Source organism: Pseudomonas sp. Nvir (assembly GCF_963778085.1).
GTDB classification, from domain to species: domain Bacteria; phylum Pseudomonadota; class Gammaproteobacteria; order Pseudomonadales; family Pseudomonadaceae; genus Aquipseudomonas; species Aquipseudomonas juntendi.
Window position 1 is genome coordinate 3,876,168 of record NZ_OY970405.1, and the last position, 17,592, is coordinate 3,893,759.

A 17,592-nucleotide genomic window follows, 5' to 3' on the forward strand; every position below is an offset into this window, starting at 1 on the left:
CATGGCCTTGTCCCCCCTCAACCGACGGCGCTTCGAGCGCTTCAAGGCCAACCGCCGTGGCTGGTGGTCGCTGTGGTTGTTCCTGATCCTGTTCGGCCTCAGCCTGGGTGCCGAACTGATCGCCAACGACAAACCGATTGCAGTGCGCTACGACGGCCAGTGGTACTTCCCCGCCTTCAAGCGCTACCCGGAAACCACGTTCGGCGGCGAGTTCCCGCTGGAAGCCAACTACAAGAGCCCCTACATCCGCGAGCTGCTGGCCAAGAAAGACAGCTTCGTGCTGTGGGCGCCGATCCCGTTCAGCTACCAGAGCATCAACTACGACCTGCGTGTTCCGGCCCCGGCACCGCCCTCGGCGGACAACTGGCTAGGCACCGACGACCAAGGCCGCGACGTGCTGGCGCGGGTAATCTACGGCTTCCGCATATCGGTGCTGTTCGCCCTGACCCTGACCGTGGCCAGCTCCATCATCGGCGTCCTCGCGGGGGCCTTGCAGGGGTTTTATGGCGGTTGGGTCGACCTGGCCGGGCAACGCTTTCTGGAAATCTGGTCGGGGCTGCCGGTGCTGTACCTGCTGATCATTCTTGCCAGTTTCGTGCAGCCGAACTTCTGGTGGCTGCTGGGCATCATGCTGCTGTTTTCCTGGATGAGCCTGGTCGACGTGGTGCGCGCCGAGTTCCTGCGCGGCCGCAACCTGGAGTACGTGCGTGCCGCCCGAGCCCTGGGCATGCGCAACGGCGCAATCATGTACCGGCACATCCTGCCCAACGCCATGATCTCGACCATGACCTTCATGCCGTTCATTCTCACCGGCGCCATCGGTACCCTCACGGCCCTGGACTTCCTCGGCTTCGGCCTGCCCGCCGGTTCGCCCTCGCTGGGCGAGCTGGTGGCCCAGGGCAAGTCCAACCTGCAGGCACCCTGGCTGGGCATCAGCGCCTTCGCGGTACTGGCGCTGATGCTGAGCCTGCTGGTATTCATCGGCGAATCCGCCCGCGACGCCTTCGACCCGAGGAAGTGACATGAGTGAACAGAACCTGATCGAAGTGCGCGACCTGGTCGTCGAGTTTGTAACCGGCGACCAGGTCAACCGGGTGGTGGATGGCATCAGTTTCGACATCCGCAAAGGCGAGACGCTGGCGCTGGTCGGTGAAAGCGGCTCGGGCAAGTCGGTGACTGCGCACTCGATCCTGCGCCTGCTGCCCTACCCCTTGGCCCAGCACCCCCGCGGCAGCATCCGCCATGAAGGCAAGGACTTGCTGCAGCAGAACGAAAAAACCCTGCAGCGCATTCGCGGCAACCGCATTGCGATGATCTTCCAGGAGCCGATGACGTCGCTGAACCCGCTGCACTGCATCGAAAAGCAGATCAATGAAATCCTTCTGCTGCACAAGGGCCTGACCGGCAAGCAAGCCACTGCGCGCACCCTGGAGCTGCTGGAAATGGTCGGCATCCCGGAGCCGCGCAAACGCCTCAAGGCCCTGCCCCACGAGCTGTCCGGCGGGCAACGCCAGCGGGTGATGATCGCCATGGCCCTGGCCAACGAGCCGGAACTGCTGATTGCCGACGAACCGACCACGGCGCTGGATGTGACCGTGCAGCTGAAAATTCTCGACCTGCTCAAGGAACTGCAGGCACGCCTGGGCATGGCGCTGCTGCTGATCAGCCATGACCTGAACCTGGTGCGGCGCATTGCCCACCGCGTGTGCGTGATGCAGCGCGGGCAGATTGTCGAGCAGGCGGACTGCGCGGCCCTGTTCAGCGCGCCGCAACACCCCTACACGCAGATGCTGATCAATGCCGAGCCCAGCGGGCTGCCGGCGCATAACCCGGTAGGCGCGCCGCTGCTGCAAGTCGATGAGCTGAAGGTCTGGTTCCCGATCAAGAAGGGCCTGCTGCGGCGTACTGTCGACCATGTCAAGGCGGTGAACGGGGTCAACTTCAGTTTGCCGCAGGGGCAAACGCTGGGCATCGTCGGGGAGTCCGGGTCGGGCAAGTCGACATTGGGCCTGGCGATCCTGCGGCTGATTGCCAGCCAGGGGGGTATCCGCTTCCACGGGCAAGACCTGCAGGGGATGAACCAGAAAGCCGTGCGCCCGTTACGGCGCGGGATGCAGGTGGTGTTCCAGGACCCCTTCGGCAGCCTCAGCCCGCGCATGTGCGTGGCAGACATCGTTGGGGAAGGCTTGCGCATTCACGGTATCGGCAATGCCCAGGAGCAGGAAGCGGCCATCATTGCGGCGCTGGAGGAGGTAGGGCTCGACCCGGGCACCCGGCACCGCTACCCGCATGAGTTTTCGGGTGGGCAGCGCCAGCGCATTGCCATCGCCCGGGCGCTGGTGCTCAAGCCGGCGCTGATTCTGCTGGATGAGCCGACCTCGGCACTGGACCGCACGGTGCAGCGCCAGGTGGTCGAGTTGCTGCGTAATCTGCAGCAAAAATACAACCTCACTTACCTGTTCATCAGCCATGACCTGGCGGTGGTCAGGGCACTGAGCCATCAGTTGATGGTGATCAAGCATGGGCAGGTGGTTGAACAGGGGGATGCGCAGGCAATCTTCCATGCACCGCAACATCCGTATACCCGGCAGCTACTGGAGGCGGCGTTTCTGGAGGTGGAGCCTTCGTGAAGCCGCGCCCGGGCAGTTTGCTGGGGTGATGCGAGCCTGGGCGGCGCGTTGCCCGCTGCCTGGCTACAGGTCTTCGCTCACCCGGCCAACGGCCGCCACCACTTGCCTGGCACCGGCCTGAATACCGCCTATGGCCGTACTCGCCTGGGTAACGAAATCCACCGCATTGGCCGCTTCCTGGCGGCTGCGCTCGACCTCGCTGACCGCCTGGTTGGCCAGCAGATGATTGTGCGCGACCACCGCATCGATCTCGGCCGTGGCGGTGCTGGTGCGCCCCGCCAGCTTGCGCACTTCATCGGCCACCACGGCGAAGCCCCGCCCCTGGTCGCCGGCGCGCGCAGCTTCGATCGCGGCATTCAGGGCCAGCAGGTTGGTCTGCGACGCAATGGCCCCAATGGTCTGCACGATCGTACTGATGACCGTCGACTGCTGGCCCAGGGCAGCAATGGTATCGCCGGCGCAGTGTAATTGGCTCGCCACGTTCTGCATGGCCTGCTGCATGCCCTGGATCACCGTGACACCATCGCTGGCACTGGCGTCCGTGCGCCGGGAAATATCCAGCGCCATGTTGGCCGCCTGCCTTACCGCCTGTTCACGCTCGACCTGGGCGGTCACCACCGTGGCGAACTTGACCACTTTCACCAGCTTGCCACTGGCATCATGGACCGGGTTGTAGCTGGCCTCCAGCCAGATCTCGCGCCCTTGGCTGTCAATACGCCGGAATCGCCCGGTCACGTACCGGCCAGCATTGAGCGTGCGCCAGAACGCCGTGTACTCGGCACTGGCGGTTTCCTTGGCATCACAGAAAATTCGATGGTGCTGGCCGATCAGTTGCTCCAGGCGGTAGCCCATGGCGGCGAGAAACATCGGGTTGGCAGCTTGCACCCTGCCGTCCAGGCCAAACTGGATCATCGCCGTGGAACGCAGCAAGGCCTCGAGCAACGCCTGGCTTTCCAGCCCAGGCGCGGCCAGCCACTGTTGCAGGGGCATGCCCACGACATCGCCCGGCGCGGCGCCGAGTGCCTGGGCAAAACCCGAGGTGCACTCCGCGATACGGTTCTGCCCGTCCAGGCGCAGCATGGCACCCTGCTCGAGTTCGGCCAGCCGCTGACGCAGTTGTACGAGCTCGGCCTGTTGCGCTGCCAAGGCAGTTTTAAGGTGGCGATTAAACATCAATAAGACCTGCGATGTTATGCATCATGATGGGAAGTCAGACAACAGACACTTTCTGTTGAGTGTCGTGAAACCACTCCTTGAAAACGGCTGCAGGCATCGGTCTGGCGATGAAATAGCCCTGCGCTTCAACACAGCCCCAGGCGCAGGCCTGGACCAACTGTTCGGCGGTTTCGATCCCTTCGGCGGCCACTTGATAACCGAGTTCGTTGGCCAGCCCTACCACCGACTGCACCAACAATGCTTCACGCGTGCCCGAGGCGGCACGGTGCACCAGCGACCTGTCGAGCTTGACGATGCTGGCGGGGATTTGCGTCAGGTAAACCCAGTTGCTGTAGCCCGTGCCGAAGTCATCGATGGCAATGGCGATGCCTGCCTGGTGCGCACGCAGCAGTTGCTGCAGCACTTCTTCGGGCTGTTCAATCAAGACACTCTCGGTGAATTCGAGCTGTACCCGCTGCGGCTCGATGGCCTGGGCCTGCAAGCTGTGCAGCAGCGCATCCATGAACCCTGCGCTTTCCAGATCGCGCGCGGTGACGTTGAAGCTGAGACTGAAATCCAGGTCCCGGGTACAGGCCAGCACCCGCAAGGCTGCGCGCATCACCCAAAGGCTGAGGCTGGCCATGAGCGCCGTTTTTTCAGCCAAAGGGATGAACTCCGCCGGGGCGACATCGCCCAGTAGCGGGTGGCGCCAGCGCAGCAAGGCTTCGGCAGAACCGCATCGGCCCGAAGGCAGCTCAATCCGCGGTTGCAGGTGCAGGCTCAGTTCATCGTCGCTCTGCAGCGCCTGGGCCAACGAGGCCAGCAACAGGAACGCACGGCGTTGCGCAGCGTCCACGTCCGGCTCGTACCACCCATGCCGGCCAGGCCTGCGCCGCGCGGTATCCGCTGCCGCGACTGCCCGGCGCATCCACTCCATGCCCTCACGGTCTTCGCACTGCTGCGTGATGGGGGCGATGCCGATACCGGCGTCCAGCAACACCGGAATCTGGTGGCATTGCGCAGGCGCCTGCAGGGCGTCGACAATCCGCTCGCACAAAGGCTGTACGTCGGCTGCGTCTTCCAGCAGCACACCGAAGCGGGTCGGGCTGATCTTGTACAACGACAATCCGTTATCCAGCTGGCTGGCGATGCGCGCCTTGGCCTGCAGCGTCAGGTCGTGGGCAAAGTTGTAACCCAGGCCGCGGATGATATCGCTGAGGGCCTCGGCGGCCATGATGTCCACCGCCAACAGGGTCAGCGACTTACCCCGGTCCAGGCCCGCCACCACATCACATTCGAGCTTCAGGCGGTTGAACAGGCCGGTGGCCTGGTCGTGAAAATTGTTGCGGCGCATGCCGGCGATGATGTGCATGGCCATTTCGCTGAAGGACGTCAGCATCGACCGTTGCGCCTCATCCAGGGCGGGCCGTGGTGCAGTATCGATGATGCAGAAGCTGCCGATGGCCACCTGGCTGTCTACCAGCAGCGGGGCCCCGCAGTAATAGCGGATGCCAGGCTCACCCGTGACCAGGGGGTTGTCGGCAAAGCGCGGGTCCAGGGCAGCGTCCAGCACTTCCAGTGGCTGTGCCTGGAGAATGGTGTGGGCACAGAATGAAACATCCCGGGGGGTGGCATCAGCGGCCAGCCCGCCCTTGGCCATGAACCATTGCTCGCACTCCCCTACGATCGAAACCAGGCAGATCGGCATGGAAAAGTAGCGGCGGGCCATCTCGACCAGCGCAGTCAGTTCGCTGCTCTGCGGCTGATGCAGCACGCACCATTCGGCGATCTTCGCCAAACGGTCGGGTTCATTGGGCGGAACGGGGGCAACTTTCATGGCATCTCACCTGTCCCACGCGGACCCAAGCATAGAGTAATAGCACTACGCTACATCAATACTTGTACAGAGAGAAATTTTTGTACAACTTTTCGCATTAAATTTCGACAGACGGTGATGCAACATCACCTGCCTAGTAAGAGATCGGCCCACGAAGGAAGTTCACCAACCCCCGGTTTCACGGGCACACACGTACCGTTTCAGTGTGTAACAGCCACTGCACCAGTCATCAGAAAATCTGATGACGATCGTCTTTAGTCATCAGCCAGGTAGGGCATAAAGTCGCTTCGTCCACCCGCCTCAACGGTAGAGCCCATGTCCAGTCACCCCCAAACTGCCTCCCCTGCCCTCCACGCGCTGGTCCAGCGTTCCAGCTTGCCAGGCCCTGTGCTCAGCGCCCCCCAGGCGCAAGGCCTGCTGCAGGCCCACTACGGCCTCACCGGTGAGTTGTCGGCCTTGGGCAGCCAGCAGGACCTGAACCTGCGTGTGGTCGCGCCGCAAGGCAGCTTCGTGCTCAAGGCATGCCATGGCAGCTACGCCCAGGTCGAACTGGAGGCCCAGCATGCGGCCCTCGCCTACCTGTGCGAGCATGGCCTGCCCGTGCCAGGCGTGCGCCCGGCACTCAGTGGCGAAGCCTTGCTGGCCCTGGACGTCGCAGACCAGCCATTGCGGGTACGCCTGCTGGAATACATCGAGGGGCAACCGCTGACGCGCCTTCCTCACCTCCCGGCGCAACTGATGGCCGAACTGGGCGGGCTTTGCGCAAAGCTTGATCGGGCCTTGGCCGGTTTCGACCACCCTGGCCTCGAGCGCACCCTGCAATGGGACCCCAAGCATGCGCAAACGCTGATAGAGCACCTGCTCCCTGTGCTGCACGATGCCGACCAGCGCCGCCGCATCACACAGGCTACCGCGGTCGCTGCCCACCACCTGGCACCCCTGATCGGCAGCCTGCCAAGCCAAGCCGTGCACCTGGACATCACCGACGACAACACCGTGTGGGCGCGCGACGACCAGCGCCAATGGCAATTGCGAGGGCTGATCGACTTCGGCGACCTGCTACGTACCTGGCGCATCGCCGACCTGTCGGTAACCTGTGCGGCGCTGCTGCACCACGCCGAAGGCGACCCGCTGCGGATCCTCCCGGCGATCCGCGCCTACCAGGCCCACAACCCACTCACGGAGGCAGAGCTACGGGCCTTGTGGCCACTGGTGCTGAACCGCGCCGCAGTACTGGTGCTGAGCAGCGCACAGCAGTTGGCGGTGGACCCAGGCAACCAGTACACCCGCGACAATGTCGCCCATGAGTGGGAAATTTTCGACACCGCCACCGCCGTGCCCTTCGCCTTGATGCAGGCAGCGATCCTGCGGGCTGCGGGGTTGCCGGTCGCCACGCCAGACATGAGCGGCTGCGCGCCGCTGCTTCCCGAACTGCAAGGGCAGACGGTGCACCGGCTCGACCTCGGCGTGCTCAGTGCGCACTATGAGGCGGGCAACTGGGAGCAACCTGGCTTCGACCAGCACCTGCTCACCCGGCAACCTGCCCCGGCCTGCACCCTGTACGGGCAGTATCGCCTGTCGCAAACCCATATCGACCGCGCCGCAGAACCGGCCACTTGCGCCCTCGGCGTTGAACTGCATGTGCCGCACGCAAGCCTGCTCCAGGCACCGGCGGCCGGCACCTGGCAGCGCCATGGCGATGCTGGCGGTTGTCTGCGTACTGCGCACTGGGCCCTGTGGCTACAGGGGCTGCAGGATGCGCCAGTCGATGGCCAGGCCGTGGCCCAGGGCCAGGCGCTGGGCCGTAGTTGCGGCGTGCTTCGCGTGCAAGTGTACCTAGGCACCGACACCCAGCCACCGTTCTTCGCCACCCCTTCCCATGCCGATGCCTGGCTGGCCCTGTGCCCTTCCCCCGCGCCGCTGCTGGGCCTGGACTGCGATGCCGAGCCACTGCCTGACCCACAGGCCCTGTTGGCGCGTCGCGACGCCAGCTTCGCGCGCTCGCAGAAACACTACTACGCGCAGCCACCCCACATCGAACGTGGCTGGCGCAACTACCTGTTCGACATGCAAGGCCGCGCTTACCTCGACATGCTCAACAACGTTGCGGTACTGGGCCATGGCCACCCGCGCATGGTCGCCGAGTCGGCGCGGCAGTGGTCGTTGCTCAATACCAACTCGCGCTTTCACTACGCAGCCGTCACCGAGTTCTCCGAGCGTTTGCTGAAGCTGGTACCCGAAGGCTTCGACCGGGTATTCATGGTCAACAGCGGTACCGAAGCCAACGACCTGGCGATACGGCTGGCCTGGGCCTACAGCGGCGGGCGCGACCTGCTCAGCGTGCTGGAGGCCTACCACGGCTGGTCGGTGGCCACCGATGCCATCTCCACGTCGATCGCCGACAACCCGCAGGCGTTGCACACCCGCCCGGACTGGGTGCACCCGGTCGAGGCGCCGAATACCTTCCGCGGCCGCTACCGTGGCGCCGACAGCGCAGCAGACTACCTGCGCGATGTCGACACCAAGCTGGCCGACCTCGATGCCCGTGGCCGACAGCTGGCCGGCATCATCTGCGAACCGGTGTACGGCAATGCCGGTGGCATCGCGCTGCCAGCGGGGTACCTGCGCGAGGCCTATGCCAAGGTCCGGGCCAGGGGCGGCGTGTGCATCGCCGACGAGGTCCAGGTCGGTTACGGCCGCCTGGGTGAATACTTCTGGGGCTTCGAGCAGCAAGGCGTGGTGCCCGACATCATCACCATGGCCAAGGGCATGGGTAACGGCCAGCCGCTGGGGGTGGTCATTACCCGCCGCGACATTGCCGAAGCACTGGAGGCCGAGGGTTATTTCTTCTCCTCTGCCGGTGGCAGCCCGGTCAGTTGCCGCATTGGCATGGCAGTACTGGACGTGATGCAGGAAGAAGGCCTGTGGGACAACGCCCGCGACACCGGGCGCTATTTCAAGGCGCGCTTGCAGGCGCTGGTCGACAAGCACCCGCTGGCCGGCGCCGCGCATGGCTCGGGCTTCTACCTGGGCCTGGAACTGGTGCGTGACCGCGAAACACTGGAGCCCGCGACGCAGGAAACCCAGCTGCTCTGCGACAGGCTGCGGGAATTGGGCATCTTCATGCAACCCACAGGGGATCACCTGAACATTCTCAAGATCAAGCCGCCAATGTGCACCAGCCGGGCCAGCGTGGATTACTTCGTCGACAGCATCGACCGGGTGCTGGGTGAAGGGCTGTAGCGGCTCACCTTCTGCCAGATCGAGCGCCGCGCGAGCGGCGCTTCGCGGATAAACCCCGCGCCCACCCACGGCCCTTTTTCGGGCGAGCACAAGCGCACCAACATGGCGCATGCCCTCCATCGCGCCACAAAAAGGCGCGGCATCAGCACGCAATTACCCACCCCGCTTCATGCTTGTTCACATCCACTCACAAACGCCAACGTTTGCGTCTAGCCCGCATGCTCTCAAATGTGACCAGTGGGTCACCTTTTCTGCCTTTTCTCTCCTACACTCGGTTTTCGGCCCGCGATTTGCTCAATGGAAGAGTGACGAAAATAAGTCGAACTTTACGGAACGCGGGCAGGTCAGGAACTAAGTAGGCCAAACGCAACGGGATCTCCCAGCTTCGGCCACCACCCCTACCCGCTCAAACGCCTTCGGCCGGAACGCCGAGAGCGCGGTGCCTGCGCGCACGACCTTGGGGCATGGAAAGCAGTACGTATTCAGCAAGCAGAGAGAACCAGTACGAAACAACGCCACGGGTGCCAGCACCCGGCAAGCATAGGGACGGAGAGAAGTATGATCAGTGCCGCTGTCGAGCCACACGTAAACACGTTCACCACCGAGAAGCGCGAACCGCTCACCCCAGATTTCGCCACGACAGCCAAGGCACCCGGCGCCCAGCGCCAGCACAACCCCAACAAGCGCAAGATTCTGTTCGTGACCTCGGAAATCGCCGACCTGGTCAAGACAGGCGGCCTGGGTGACGTGTCTGCAGCCCTGCCGCGCGCCCTGGCGCACTTGCACGATGTTCGGGTATTGATCCCGGGCTACCCGCAGGTGGTCGAAAGCGACAACCCGATCCATATCGTCGGCGAACTGGGCGGCCACGCAGCCCTGCCGCCATGCAAGATCGGCCGCATGGACATGCCCGACGGCCTGGTCATCTATGTGCTCATCTGCCCCGAACTGTACCAGCGCGACGGCACCCCCTATGGCGCCAACAACGGTCGCGACTGGCCAGACAACCACATCCGTTTCGCTCGCCTGGGCCTGGCCGCGGCGGAAATCGCAGCCGGCGAAGGCATGATCCACTGGAAGCCCGAAGTGGTGCATGCGCATGACTGGCCGGCCGGCCTGGCGCCAGCCTACATGCACTGGCGCGGCCTCAACACGCCAACCCTGTTCACCATCCACAACCTGGCCTACCAAGGTGTGTACAGCCGTGGGTGCAGCCCCGAACTGGCCATCCCGGAACACGCCATGCAGCAGGAAGGCATGGAGTTCTACGGCAAGCTGTCGTTCCTCAAGGCGGGCCTTGCCTATTCCAGCCACATCACCACGGTCAGCGCCACCTATGCCCGGGAAATCACCACCCCGGAATTCGGCTGCGGCCTGGATGGTTTCCTCGCCAGCAAAGCCCAGCAAGGCCTGCTTGGCGGCATCCCCAACGGTATCGACGAAAGCTGGGACTCGGCCACCGACAAGCACCTGCAGCACAACTTCAGCATCAATGACTGGGAAGGCAAGGCACGCAATACCCACGAAGTACGCCAACTGTTCGGCCTGGACGACTCCGAAGGCCCACTGTTCGCAGTGGTTTCGCGCCTGGTTTACCAGAAAGGCCTGGATTTGACCTTGGCCGTGGCCGACTACATCGTCGAACAAGGCGGGCAGATCGCGATCATCGGCCGTGGCGAGCCTGAGGAAGAACAGGCCATGCGCGAACTGGCGCTGCGCCACCCAGGCCGTATCGGGGTACGCATCGGCTTCAACGAAACCGACGCCCGGCGCATGTTCGCCGGCAGTGATTTCCTGCTGATGCCCTCGCGCTACGAGCCCTGCGGGCTCAGCCAGATGTATGCCCAGCGCTTTGGCTCGCTGCCAGTGGCGCGCAATACCGGCGGCCTGGCCGACACCATCGAGTGCGGGGTCACGGGCTTCCTGTTCAACGAGTCGACCGTCGACAGCTACCGCGAAGCGCTTGGCCGCGCCTTCTACGTTTATGGCAAGAAGGACCTGCTCAACGCCATGCGCTGCCTGTCGATGACCCAACCGTTCAACTGGTGCCAGGCAGTGGAACCCTACGCCCGGCTGTACGAAGACCTGGTCAAGCAAGCACAACTGAGCCACTACTGAGCGAGGGCAGTAAGATGCACAGGCATGGCGCACACTTGCTGGACGCCACGTCGGCGCGCTTCGCCCTCTGGGCACCCGATGCGCGCAGCGTGAGCGTGGAACTGGAGCAGCAGCCGGCTATCGCCCTGCAGCCCGATGAAGACGGTTGGTTCAGCGGCGTGGCGCCCTGCCGGGCCGGCGACCGTTACCACTTTCGAATTGATGATGAACTGCAGGTGGCCGACCCGGCGTCGCGCTACCAGCCTACTGGCGTGCACGGCCCCAGCCAGGTGGTGGATGTGGCCAGCTACCCCTGGCAGCACCCGTGGCTAGGCCGCCCCTGGCACGAGGCGGTCATTCAGGAGCTGCATGTAGGGCTGCTCGATGGCTACCAGGGCGTAGCCCGGCAACTGCCGAAGCTGGCCGCGCTGGGTATCAGCGCAATAGAGCTGATGCCCCTGGGGCAGTTCCCCGGCGAGCGCAACTGGGGCTACGACGGTGTACTGCCCTACGCCCCGCAGCACACCTACGGCAGCCCTGAGCAACTGTGCGCGTTGGTCGACCAGGCCCATGGTGAAAAGCTGATGGTGCTGGTAGACGTGGTGTACAACCACTTCGGCCCCGACGGCAATTACCTGCACCAGTATGCCAGCCCGTTCTTCCGGGAAGACCGGCAGACGCCCTGGGGCGCGGCCATCGACTTTCGCCGCCCGCAGGTGCGCGAATACTTTATCCAGAACGCACTGATGTGGCTGTGCGACTACCGCTGCGACGGCCTGCGCCTGGATGCCGTACATGCCATCGACCAACCCGATTTTCTGGTGGAACTGGCCGAGCGCGTGCGTGCCGCAGTGGAGCCCGGGCGCCACGTGTGGCTGGTGCTGGAGAACGAGCACAACCAGGCCACCCTGTTGCAACAGGGTTTCGACGCGCAGTGGAACGATGACGGCCACAACGCCCTGCATGTGCTGCTCACCGGCGAGACCGAAGGCTATTATGCCGACTACAAGGACCGCCCCATCGACCAGCTGGCACGCTGCCTGGCCGAAGGCTTCGTGTTCCAGGGCCAGGCCAACCGCCACGGAACGCCGCGCGGCGAACCCAGTGCGCATCTGCCACCCAGTGCCTTCGTACTGTTCTTGCAGAACCACGATCAGGTTGGTAACCGCGCACTGGGCGAGCGCCTGACCCGCCTGTGCCCACCGCCGGCGCTGCGCGCTGCCACCACCTTGCTCCTGATGGCACCGATGATCCCCCTGCTGTTCATGGGTGACGAAGAAGGCAGTTGCCAGCCCTTCCTGTTCTTTACCGACTTCCACGACGAACTGGCCGATGCAGTGCGCGAAGGCCGCCGTGGCGAGTTCGCCCATTTCAAGGCCTTCGCTGACCCCGAACAGCGCGAGCACATCCCCGACCCCAACGCCGAACAGACCTATGCCGCATCGCGCCCTTACAGCAAGCAGGTGCTGGCCGGCTGGCATGGCCTGTATCAGCAGTTGCTCGACCTGCGCCGCCACCATGTGATCCCGCACCTGCCTGGCAGCTGTGCACTGGGCGCCGAGGTGCACGGTGACAAGGCAGTCACCGCACGCTGGCAGCTGGGCAATGGCAACACCTTGCGCATCGACCTGAACCTGGCCGACAGCCCGCAGCCGGTCGAGCTGCCGCCACCGCCCTTGCGGTTGTTCGACAGCGGCGATGCTCGCCACCCCGACAGCCAACTGGCGGCGTACAGCTGCGTGGTCAGCCTGCTTCCCCCTGCCCAGGAGCGCCCATGAGCGAAACCGCCCTGCACCGCTTGGCGAACCGCGTCGGGCTTAGCCGCGACTGGATCGACGCCAATGACCGCCCTCAGCGCGTGAGCGACCACGTGCTGCGCAACCTGCTCGAAAGCCTGGGCCACCCGGCCGGCGACGATGCGGCAATCGCCGCAAGCCTGCAGGCCCTGGAGACCGCTGACGACAGTGAGCACCTACCGCCTTTGTTGACGGCCGACCAGGGCCAGCCGCTGGACCTGTCACGCTATTTCAGCGCGGCCAGCGTCGCCCGTTGCACCCTCGAGGACAGCACCACGCGTGTGCTGGAACTTGACCGGCAGGCCCGCTTGCCCGGTGAACTGCCTGTCGGCTACCACCAGGTCGAAATCGACAGCCGCCGTTTCACGGTGGCCGTAGCGCCGCCCCGTTGCCATAGCCTTGAAGACAGCCTTGAGCACAGCGCGCAGCAACCACCCGCGCGCTGCTGGGGGCTGGCGGTTCAGCTGTACAGCCTGCGCCGCCCTGGCGACGGCGGTTATGGCGACTGCCTGGCCCTTGAACAACTGGCCCGCTCGGCCGCAGAGCGCGGCGCCGATGCCTTGGCCATCAGCCCGATTCATGCCCTGTCGGCCATCGACCAGGAACATTACAGCCCCTACTCGCCCTCCAGCCGCCTGCTGCTCAATACCTTGTACGCCAGCCCCGCCGCCCTGCTGGGTGAACGGGAAGTGCGCATGGCCATCGAAGCCTGCGGCCTGGAGCAACAGCTGGAAGAACTGCAGCAGCGCCCGCTGGTTGACTGGCCACGTGCCGCCAGCGCTCAGCTGCGTGTGCTGGAGGCGCTGTACCAGGGGTTCAGCCAAGGCAGCCACCCGCTGCGCGAAGACTTCTACAGCTTCCGCGAAGCCGCCGGTGAAGCGCTGGAGCATCATTGCCGCTTCGAAGTGCTGCAGGCTCATGCCGTGGAGCACGGCCTGGGCGCCGACTGGCGGCACTGGCCCACGCCCTGGCAAGACCCCTGTCACCCGCAAGTCCAGGCCATCGCCGAGGCCTACCCGGCCAAGGTGGAGTTCCACGCGTTCTGCCAATGGCTCACCGAGCGTGGCCTGCAACGCGCCCACGAGGCCGCCCGCGGCAACGGCATGAGGGTGGGCCTGATCGCCGACTTGGCAGTTGGCGCCGACGGTGCCGGCAGCCAGGCCTGGAGCCGCCAGGACGAATTGCTGTCGGGCCTGAATGTGGGCGCACCGCCCGACATTCTCAACCGGGCCGGACAGAACTGGGGGATTTGCGCCTTTTCGCCCGAAGGCCTCAAGCGCAACGGCTACCGTGCGTTCATCGAAATGTTGCGGGCCAACCTGGCGCATGCCGGCGGCCTGCGCATCGACCACGTCATGGGCCTGCGCCGGCTGTGGCTGATACCGCAAGGCGCCGAGCCCAGCGAAGGTGCCTACCTCAACTACCCGCTGGAGGACCTGCTGCGGCTGCTGGCGCTGGAATCGAACCGCCACCAGGCCATCATCCTTGGCGAAGACCTGGGCACGGTGCCCGCCGGCCTGCGCGAAGCCCTGGCCGAGAAAGCCGTGCTGGGCATGCGCGTGCTGCCTTTCGAGCAGCGCCAGCCTGGGCAGTTCACGCCGATACTCGACTGGCCCGATAACGCCCTGGCCACTACCGGTACACACGACCTGGCGCCCTTGGCCGGCTGGCTGAAAAACCGCGATATCGACTGGAGCCACCGCTTGCAACTCATTGACGCTGCCACCGAACTGCACTGGCGCCACGACCGCCAGAAACAACACGACGGCCTGCGCCGCACCTTGCAAGCCAACTATGGCGTGCTCAACGACGATGACGCCGTGATCGATGCCGCCATCCGCTACGTGGGCCATACCCGGGCGCCACTGGTGCTGGTACCGCTTGAAGACCTGTTGGGCTGCGACGAGCAACCCAACCTGCCAGGCACCACCACCGGCCACCCCAACTGGCGCCGGCGCTTCGCCCGCCCGGTGCATGAACTGCTCAATGACGACGATGCCGCGCGGCGCCTGGAGCTGCTTGTCCAAGCCCGCGAACAAGCCTGGGAGCGTGACCGATGAAGCCCTTGAGCGCCACCTTGCGCCTGCAGTTCCACAGTGACTTCACCCTCGACCACGCCGTGTCGCTGGTGCCCTACTTCGCCCAACTGGGCATCAGCCACCTGTATGCCTCACCCATCCTCAAGGCCCGTGCCGGTTCACGCCACGGCTACGACGTGGTCGACCCGACCCAGGTCAACCCCGAGCTGGGCGGCGAGGCGGCGTTGCAGCGCCTGGTCGCGGCCTTGCGCCAGCATGGCATGGGGCTGATCCTCGACACCGTGTCCAACCACATGGCCGTAGGCGGCGCGGACAACCCGTGGTGGCAATGCCTGCTGGCCTGGGGCCGGCGTAGCCCGTACGCAGAATTCTTCGACATCCAGTGGCATTCCAGCGATCCGCTGTTGGCCGGGCAATTGCTGTTGCCGTTCCTGGGCAATGACTATGGCGTGTGCTTGAAAAACGGCGAACTCCCGCTGGAGTTCGACAAGGAACGGGGCGTGCTGCAAGTCGCCCACTACCAACACCGTTTCCCGATTTGCCCGATCGACTACGGCTGGATCCTGGCCCTGAGCCCGGACCCCGCCTTGCAGGCCCTGGCAGAGCATTTCACGGCGCTGGGCGAAGCGGCCACGCCATTGGCTGACGCCCTGCCCCTGCAGGCCGAACTGGCGCGCCTGGTGCAGCAGGGTGCCGACCTCGAATCGGCCCTGGTGGCGTTCGACAGCCGTGCCGAAAGCGGCTTCAAGCGCCTGCACCTGCTGCTGGAGCGCCAGACTTACCGGCTGGCCAGCTGGCGCACCGCCGCCGACGACATCAACTGGCGGCGCTTCTTCGACATCAACGAACTGGGTGGCCTGCGGGTCGAGCGCGCGGTGGTGTTCGAGGCGACCCACGCCAAGCTCTTCGAGCTGATCGAACGCGGCCTGGTGGACGGCCTGCGCATTGACCATATCGACGGCCTGGCCGACCCGCGCGGCTATTGCCGCAAGCTGCGCCGGCGCGTCGACGGCCTGCTGGCCAGTCGGCCGCTGAACGCCGCGGTCGAACACTTCCCGATCTACGTGGAAAAGATTCTCGGCAGCGGCGAACACCTGCACCTCGACTGGCACACCGACGGCACCACTGGCTACGAGTTCATGAACCAGGTATCGCTGCTGCAGCACGACCCGGCCGGCGAAGCACCGCTGACCGAGTTGTGGGCCAACGTCAGCGAGCGCCCGGCCTTTGCTGAAGAAGTGCGCCAGGCGCGCCACTTGGTGCTCAACGCCAGCCTGGCAGGCGACTGCGAGTCGGTAGCCCAGGCGCTGTTGCAGGTCGCCCGCAACGACCTGATGACCCGCGACCTGACCTTGGGCGCCATCCGCCGTGCCTTGCAGGCGCTGGTGGCACACTATCCGGTCTACCGCACCTACTTCAATGCTTGCGGGCGCCCGGCTGAAGACGAAGTGTTTTTCCAGCAAGCCCTGACCAATGCCCGCCAGGACCTGGCCGAAGCCGACTGGCCGTTGCTCGACCAGCTGGAACAGTGGCTGGGTGGCCAAGGCTGGCGGCAATTGCCGCCGGGGCGCGCGCGCAAGCAGTTGCGCCATGCCTGCGTACGCTTCCAGCAACTGACCGCGCCCAGTGCCGCCAAGGCGATGGAGGACACGGCCTTCTACCGCAGCGCGCGGCTGCTGTCGCGCAACGATGTGGGCTTCGAGGCCGAGCGCTTCAGTGCCCCGCTGGCGCACTTCCACAACGAAGCGCAACGGCGCCTGCGCGACTTCCCCGACAACCTGCTGGCCACCGCCACCCATGACCACAAGCGTGGCGAAGACACGCGCGCCCGCCTGGCCGTGCTCAGCGAGCGGGGGCCGTGGCTGGCCAGCCGCGTGGAGCACTGGCGCGAGCTGGCGGCGCCGCTGCGTGCGCCGCTGGAGGACGGCCTGGCGCCCAGCCCCGGCGACGAGCTGATGCTGTTGCAGACGCTGCTCGGCAGTTGGCCGCTGGACCTTGACCTGCACGACGCCAACGCCTTGCGCGAATACGCCGAACGCGTGCGCCAGTGGCAGCAGAAGGCCCTGCGCGAGGCCAAGCTGCGCAGCAGCTGGAACGCACCGAACGAAGCCTACGAGGCGGCCTGTGCCCGCTACCTGGACGGTTTGCTGCTGGGCAGTGAAAACCAGCAATTGCGCCAATCGGTGGCCGATGCCGCACAACTGCTCGCCTGCCCCGGCGCCCTCAATGGCCTGGTGCAGGCCCTGCTGCGCATGACCACCCCGGGCGTGCCCGACCTGTACCAGGGCAACGAGTACTGGGACCTGAGCCTGGTGGACCCGGACAACCGCCGCGCCGTGGACTACGCTTTGCGGCGTGCCACCCTGGAAAGCGCCACCCCCGTGGCCGAGCTGCTGTCGCACTGGCGCGACGGCCGCCTCAAGCAGGCCTTGGTCGGCCGTGTACTGGACTGCCGCCAGGCACATGCCGAGCTGTTCCGCCGCGGTGCCTACCTGCCGCTGACGGTACAGGGCCGGCATGCCGACAAGGTCATCGCCTTTGCCCGGCTGGGTGAAGGCGAACGCGCCATCGTCGTGGCCCCGCGCCTGGCCAGCAGCCTGCTCGGCAGCGCGCCAACACCGTTGATCCCGGCACAGAACTGGGACGACACCCGGCTGGTTTTACCGTTTGCCGTATCACCTGCCAATTCGACGGGACTTTTCCCATGCGCGGCGGTCAGCTCATCAAGGGAGCTGATGTTGAGCGCCGTGCTGGCGGAGTTTCCGGTCAACCTGTTGATCCAACAATCTTGAGCA

At 65.2% G+C, this 17,592-nt stretch carries 9 protein-coding genes and 1 pseudogene; 7 read left to right on the forward strand and 3 right to left on the reverse strand.

All coding sequences use genetic code 11. The features are described from left to right. Position 1: 1 nt before the first annotated feature. Both AACG97_RS18790 and AACG97_RS18795 read left to right on the forward strand, forming a co-directional pair. Positions 2-1,021 carry an ABC transporter permease gene (locus tag AACG97_RS18790; protein WP_029886648.1) on the forward strand — a complete coding sequence of 340 codons (1,020 nt, stop codon included), beginning with the start codon at positions 2-4 and terminating at the stop codon, positions 1,019-1,021. A gap of 1 nt (position 1,022) precedes the next feature. After that, positions 1,023-2,630, forward strand: a complete 1,608-nt coding sequence (locus AACG97_RS18795) for an ABC transporter ATP-binding protein (protein ID WP_115294428.1) — start codon at positions 1,023-1,025, stop codon at positions 2,628-2,630. Between the two features lie 63 nt (positions 2,631-2,693). Here AACG97_RS18795 and AACG97_RS28105 read toward each other — a convergent pair whose 3' ends face one another. The 3 genes and pseudogenes from AACG97_RS28105 to AACG97_RS18805 form a co-directional block, all read right to left on the reverse strand. Continuing rightward, positions 2,694-3,197, reverse strand: a complete 504-nt coding sequence (locus tag AACG97_RS28105) for a methyl-accepting chemotaxis protein (RefSeq protein WP_225786112.1) — start codon at positions 3,195-3,197, stop codon at positions 2,694-2,696. Positions 3,198-3,227: 30 nt separating this feature from the next. Beyond that, a pseudogene (locus AACG97_RS28110) lies at positions 3,228-3,803 on the reverse strand (PAS domain-containing protein); the annotation flags it as partial. Positions 3,804-3,840: 37 nt separating this feature from the next. Further along, positions 3,841-5,622 carry a sensor domain-containing diguanylate cyclase gene (locus AACG97_RS18805; RefSeq protein WP_115294430.1) on the reverse strand — a complete coding sequence of 594 codons (1,782 nt, stop codon included), beginning with the start codon at positions 5,620-5,622 and terminating at the stop codon, positions 3,841-3,843. A 315-nt stretch (positions 5,623-5,937) separates the two neighbouring features. Between AACG97_RS18805 and AACG97_RS18810 the strand changes: the two genes are divergently transcribed. The 5 genes from AACG97_RS18810 to AACG97_RS18830 all read left to right on the forward strand — a co-directional run bounded on the left by AACG97_RS18810 (position 5,938) and on the right by AACG97_RS18830 (position 17,589). Then, on the forward strand, positions 5,938-8,865 hold the full coding sequence (locus tag AACG97_RS18810; protein WP_115294431.1) for an aminotransferase: 2,928 nt from the start codon (positions 5,938-5,940) through the stop codon (positions 8,863-8,865). Positions 8,866-9,423: 558 nt separating this feature from the next. After that, positions 9,424-10,983, forward strand: a complete 1,560-nt coding sequence (glgA, locus tag AACG97_RS18815) for a glycogen synthase GlgA (RefSeq protein WP_029886653.1) — start codon at positions 9,424-9,426, stop codon at positions 10,981-10,983. A gap of 14 nt (positions 10,984-10,997) precedes the next feature. Then, positions 10,998-12,740: a malto-oligosyltrehalose trehalohydrolase gene (gene treZ / locus AACG97_RS18820; protein ID WP_115294432.1), complete on the forward strand. Its 1,743-nt coding sequence runs from the start codon at positions 10,998-11,000 to the stop codon at positions 12,738-12,740. Then, positions 12,737-14,818: a 4-alpha-glucanotransferase gene (gene malQ, locus AACG97_RS18825; protein WP_225786086.1), complete on the forward strand. Its 2,082-nt coding sequence runs from the start codon at positions 12,737-12,739 to the stop codon at positions 14,816-14,818. Before treZ ends, malQ begins: the two co-directional genes overlap by 4 nt. After that, complete coding sequence (locus tag AACG97_RS18830; RefSeq protein ID WP_225786085.1) at positions 14,815-17,589, forward strand: malto-oligosyltrehalose synthase; 2,775 nt, start codon at positions 14,815-14,817, stop codon at positions 17,587-17,589. The genes malQ and AACG97_RS18830 overlap by 4 nt, the downstream gene beginning before the upstream one ends. Positions 17,590-17,592: the final 3 nt, after the last annotated feature.

Coding starts and splice junctions, on each gene's coding strand:
- AACG97_RS18795 (WP_115294428.1), top strand. CDS start 1,023: ATGAGTGAACAGAACCTGATCGAAGTGCGCGACCTGGTCGTCGAGTTT.
- AACG97_RS18790 (WP_029886648.1), top strand. CDS start 2: ATGGCCTTGTCCCCCCTCAACCGACGGCGCTTCGAGCGCTTCAAGGCC.
- glgA (WP_029886653.1), top strand. CDS start 9,424: ATGATCAGTGCCGCTGTCGAGCCACACGTAAACACGTTCACCACCGAG.
- malQ (WP_225786086.1), top strand. CDS start 12,737: ATGAGCGAAACCGCCCTGCACCGCTTGGCGAACCGCGTCGGGCTTAGC.
- treZ (WP_115294432.1), top strand. CDS start 10,998: ATGCACAGGCATGGCGCACACTTGCTGGACGCCACGTCGGCGCGCTTC.
- AACG97_RS18830 (WP_225786085.1), top strand. CDS start 14,815: ATGAAGCCCTTGAGCGCCACCTTGCGCCTGCAGTTCCACAGTGACTTC.
- AACG97_RS18805 (WP_115294430.1), bottom strand. CDS start 5,622: ATGAAAGTTGCCCCCGTTCCGCCCAATGAACCCGACCGTTTGGCGAAG.
- AACG97_RS28105 (WP_225786112.1), bottom strand. CDS start 3,197: ATGGCGCTGGATATTTCCCGGCGCACGGACGCCAGTGCCAGCGATGGT.
- AACG97_RS18810 (WP_115294431.1), top strand. CDS start 5,938: ATGTCCAGTCACCCCCAAACTGCCTCCCCTGCCCTCCACGCGCTGGTC.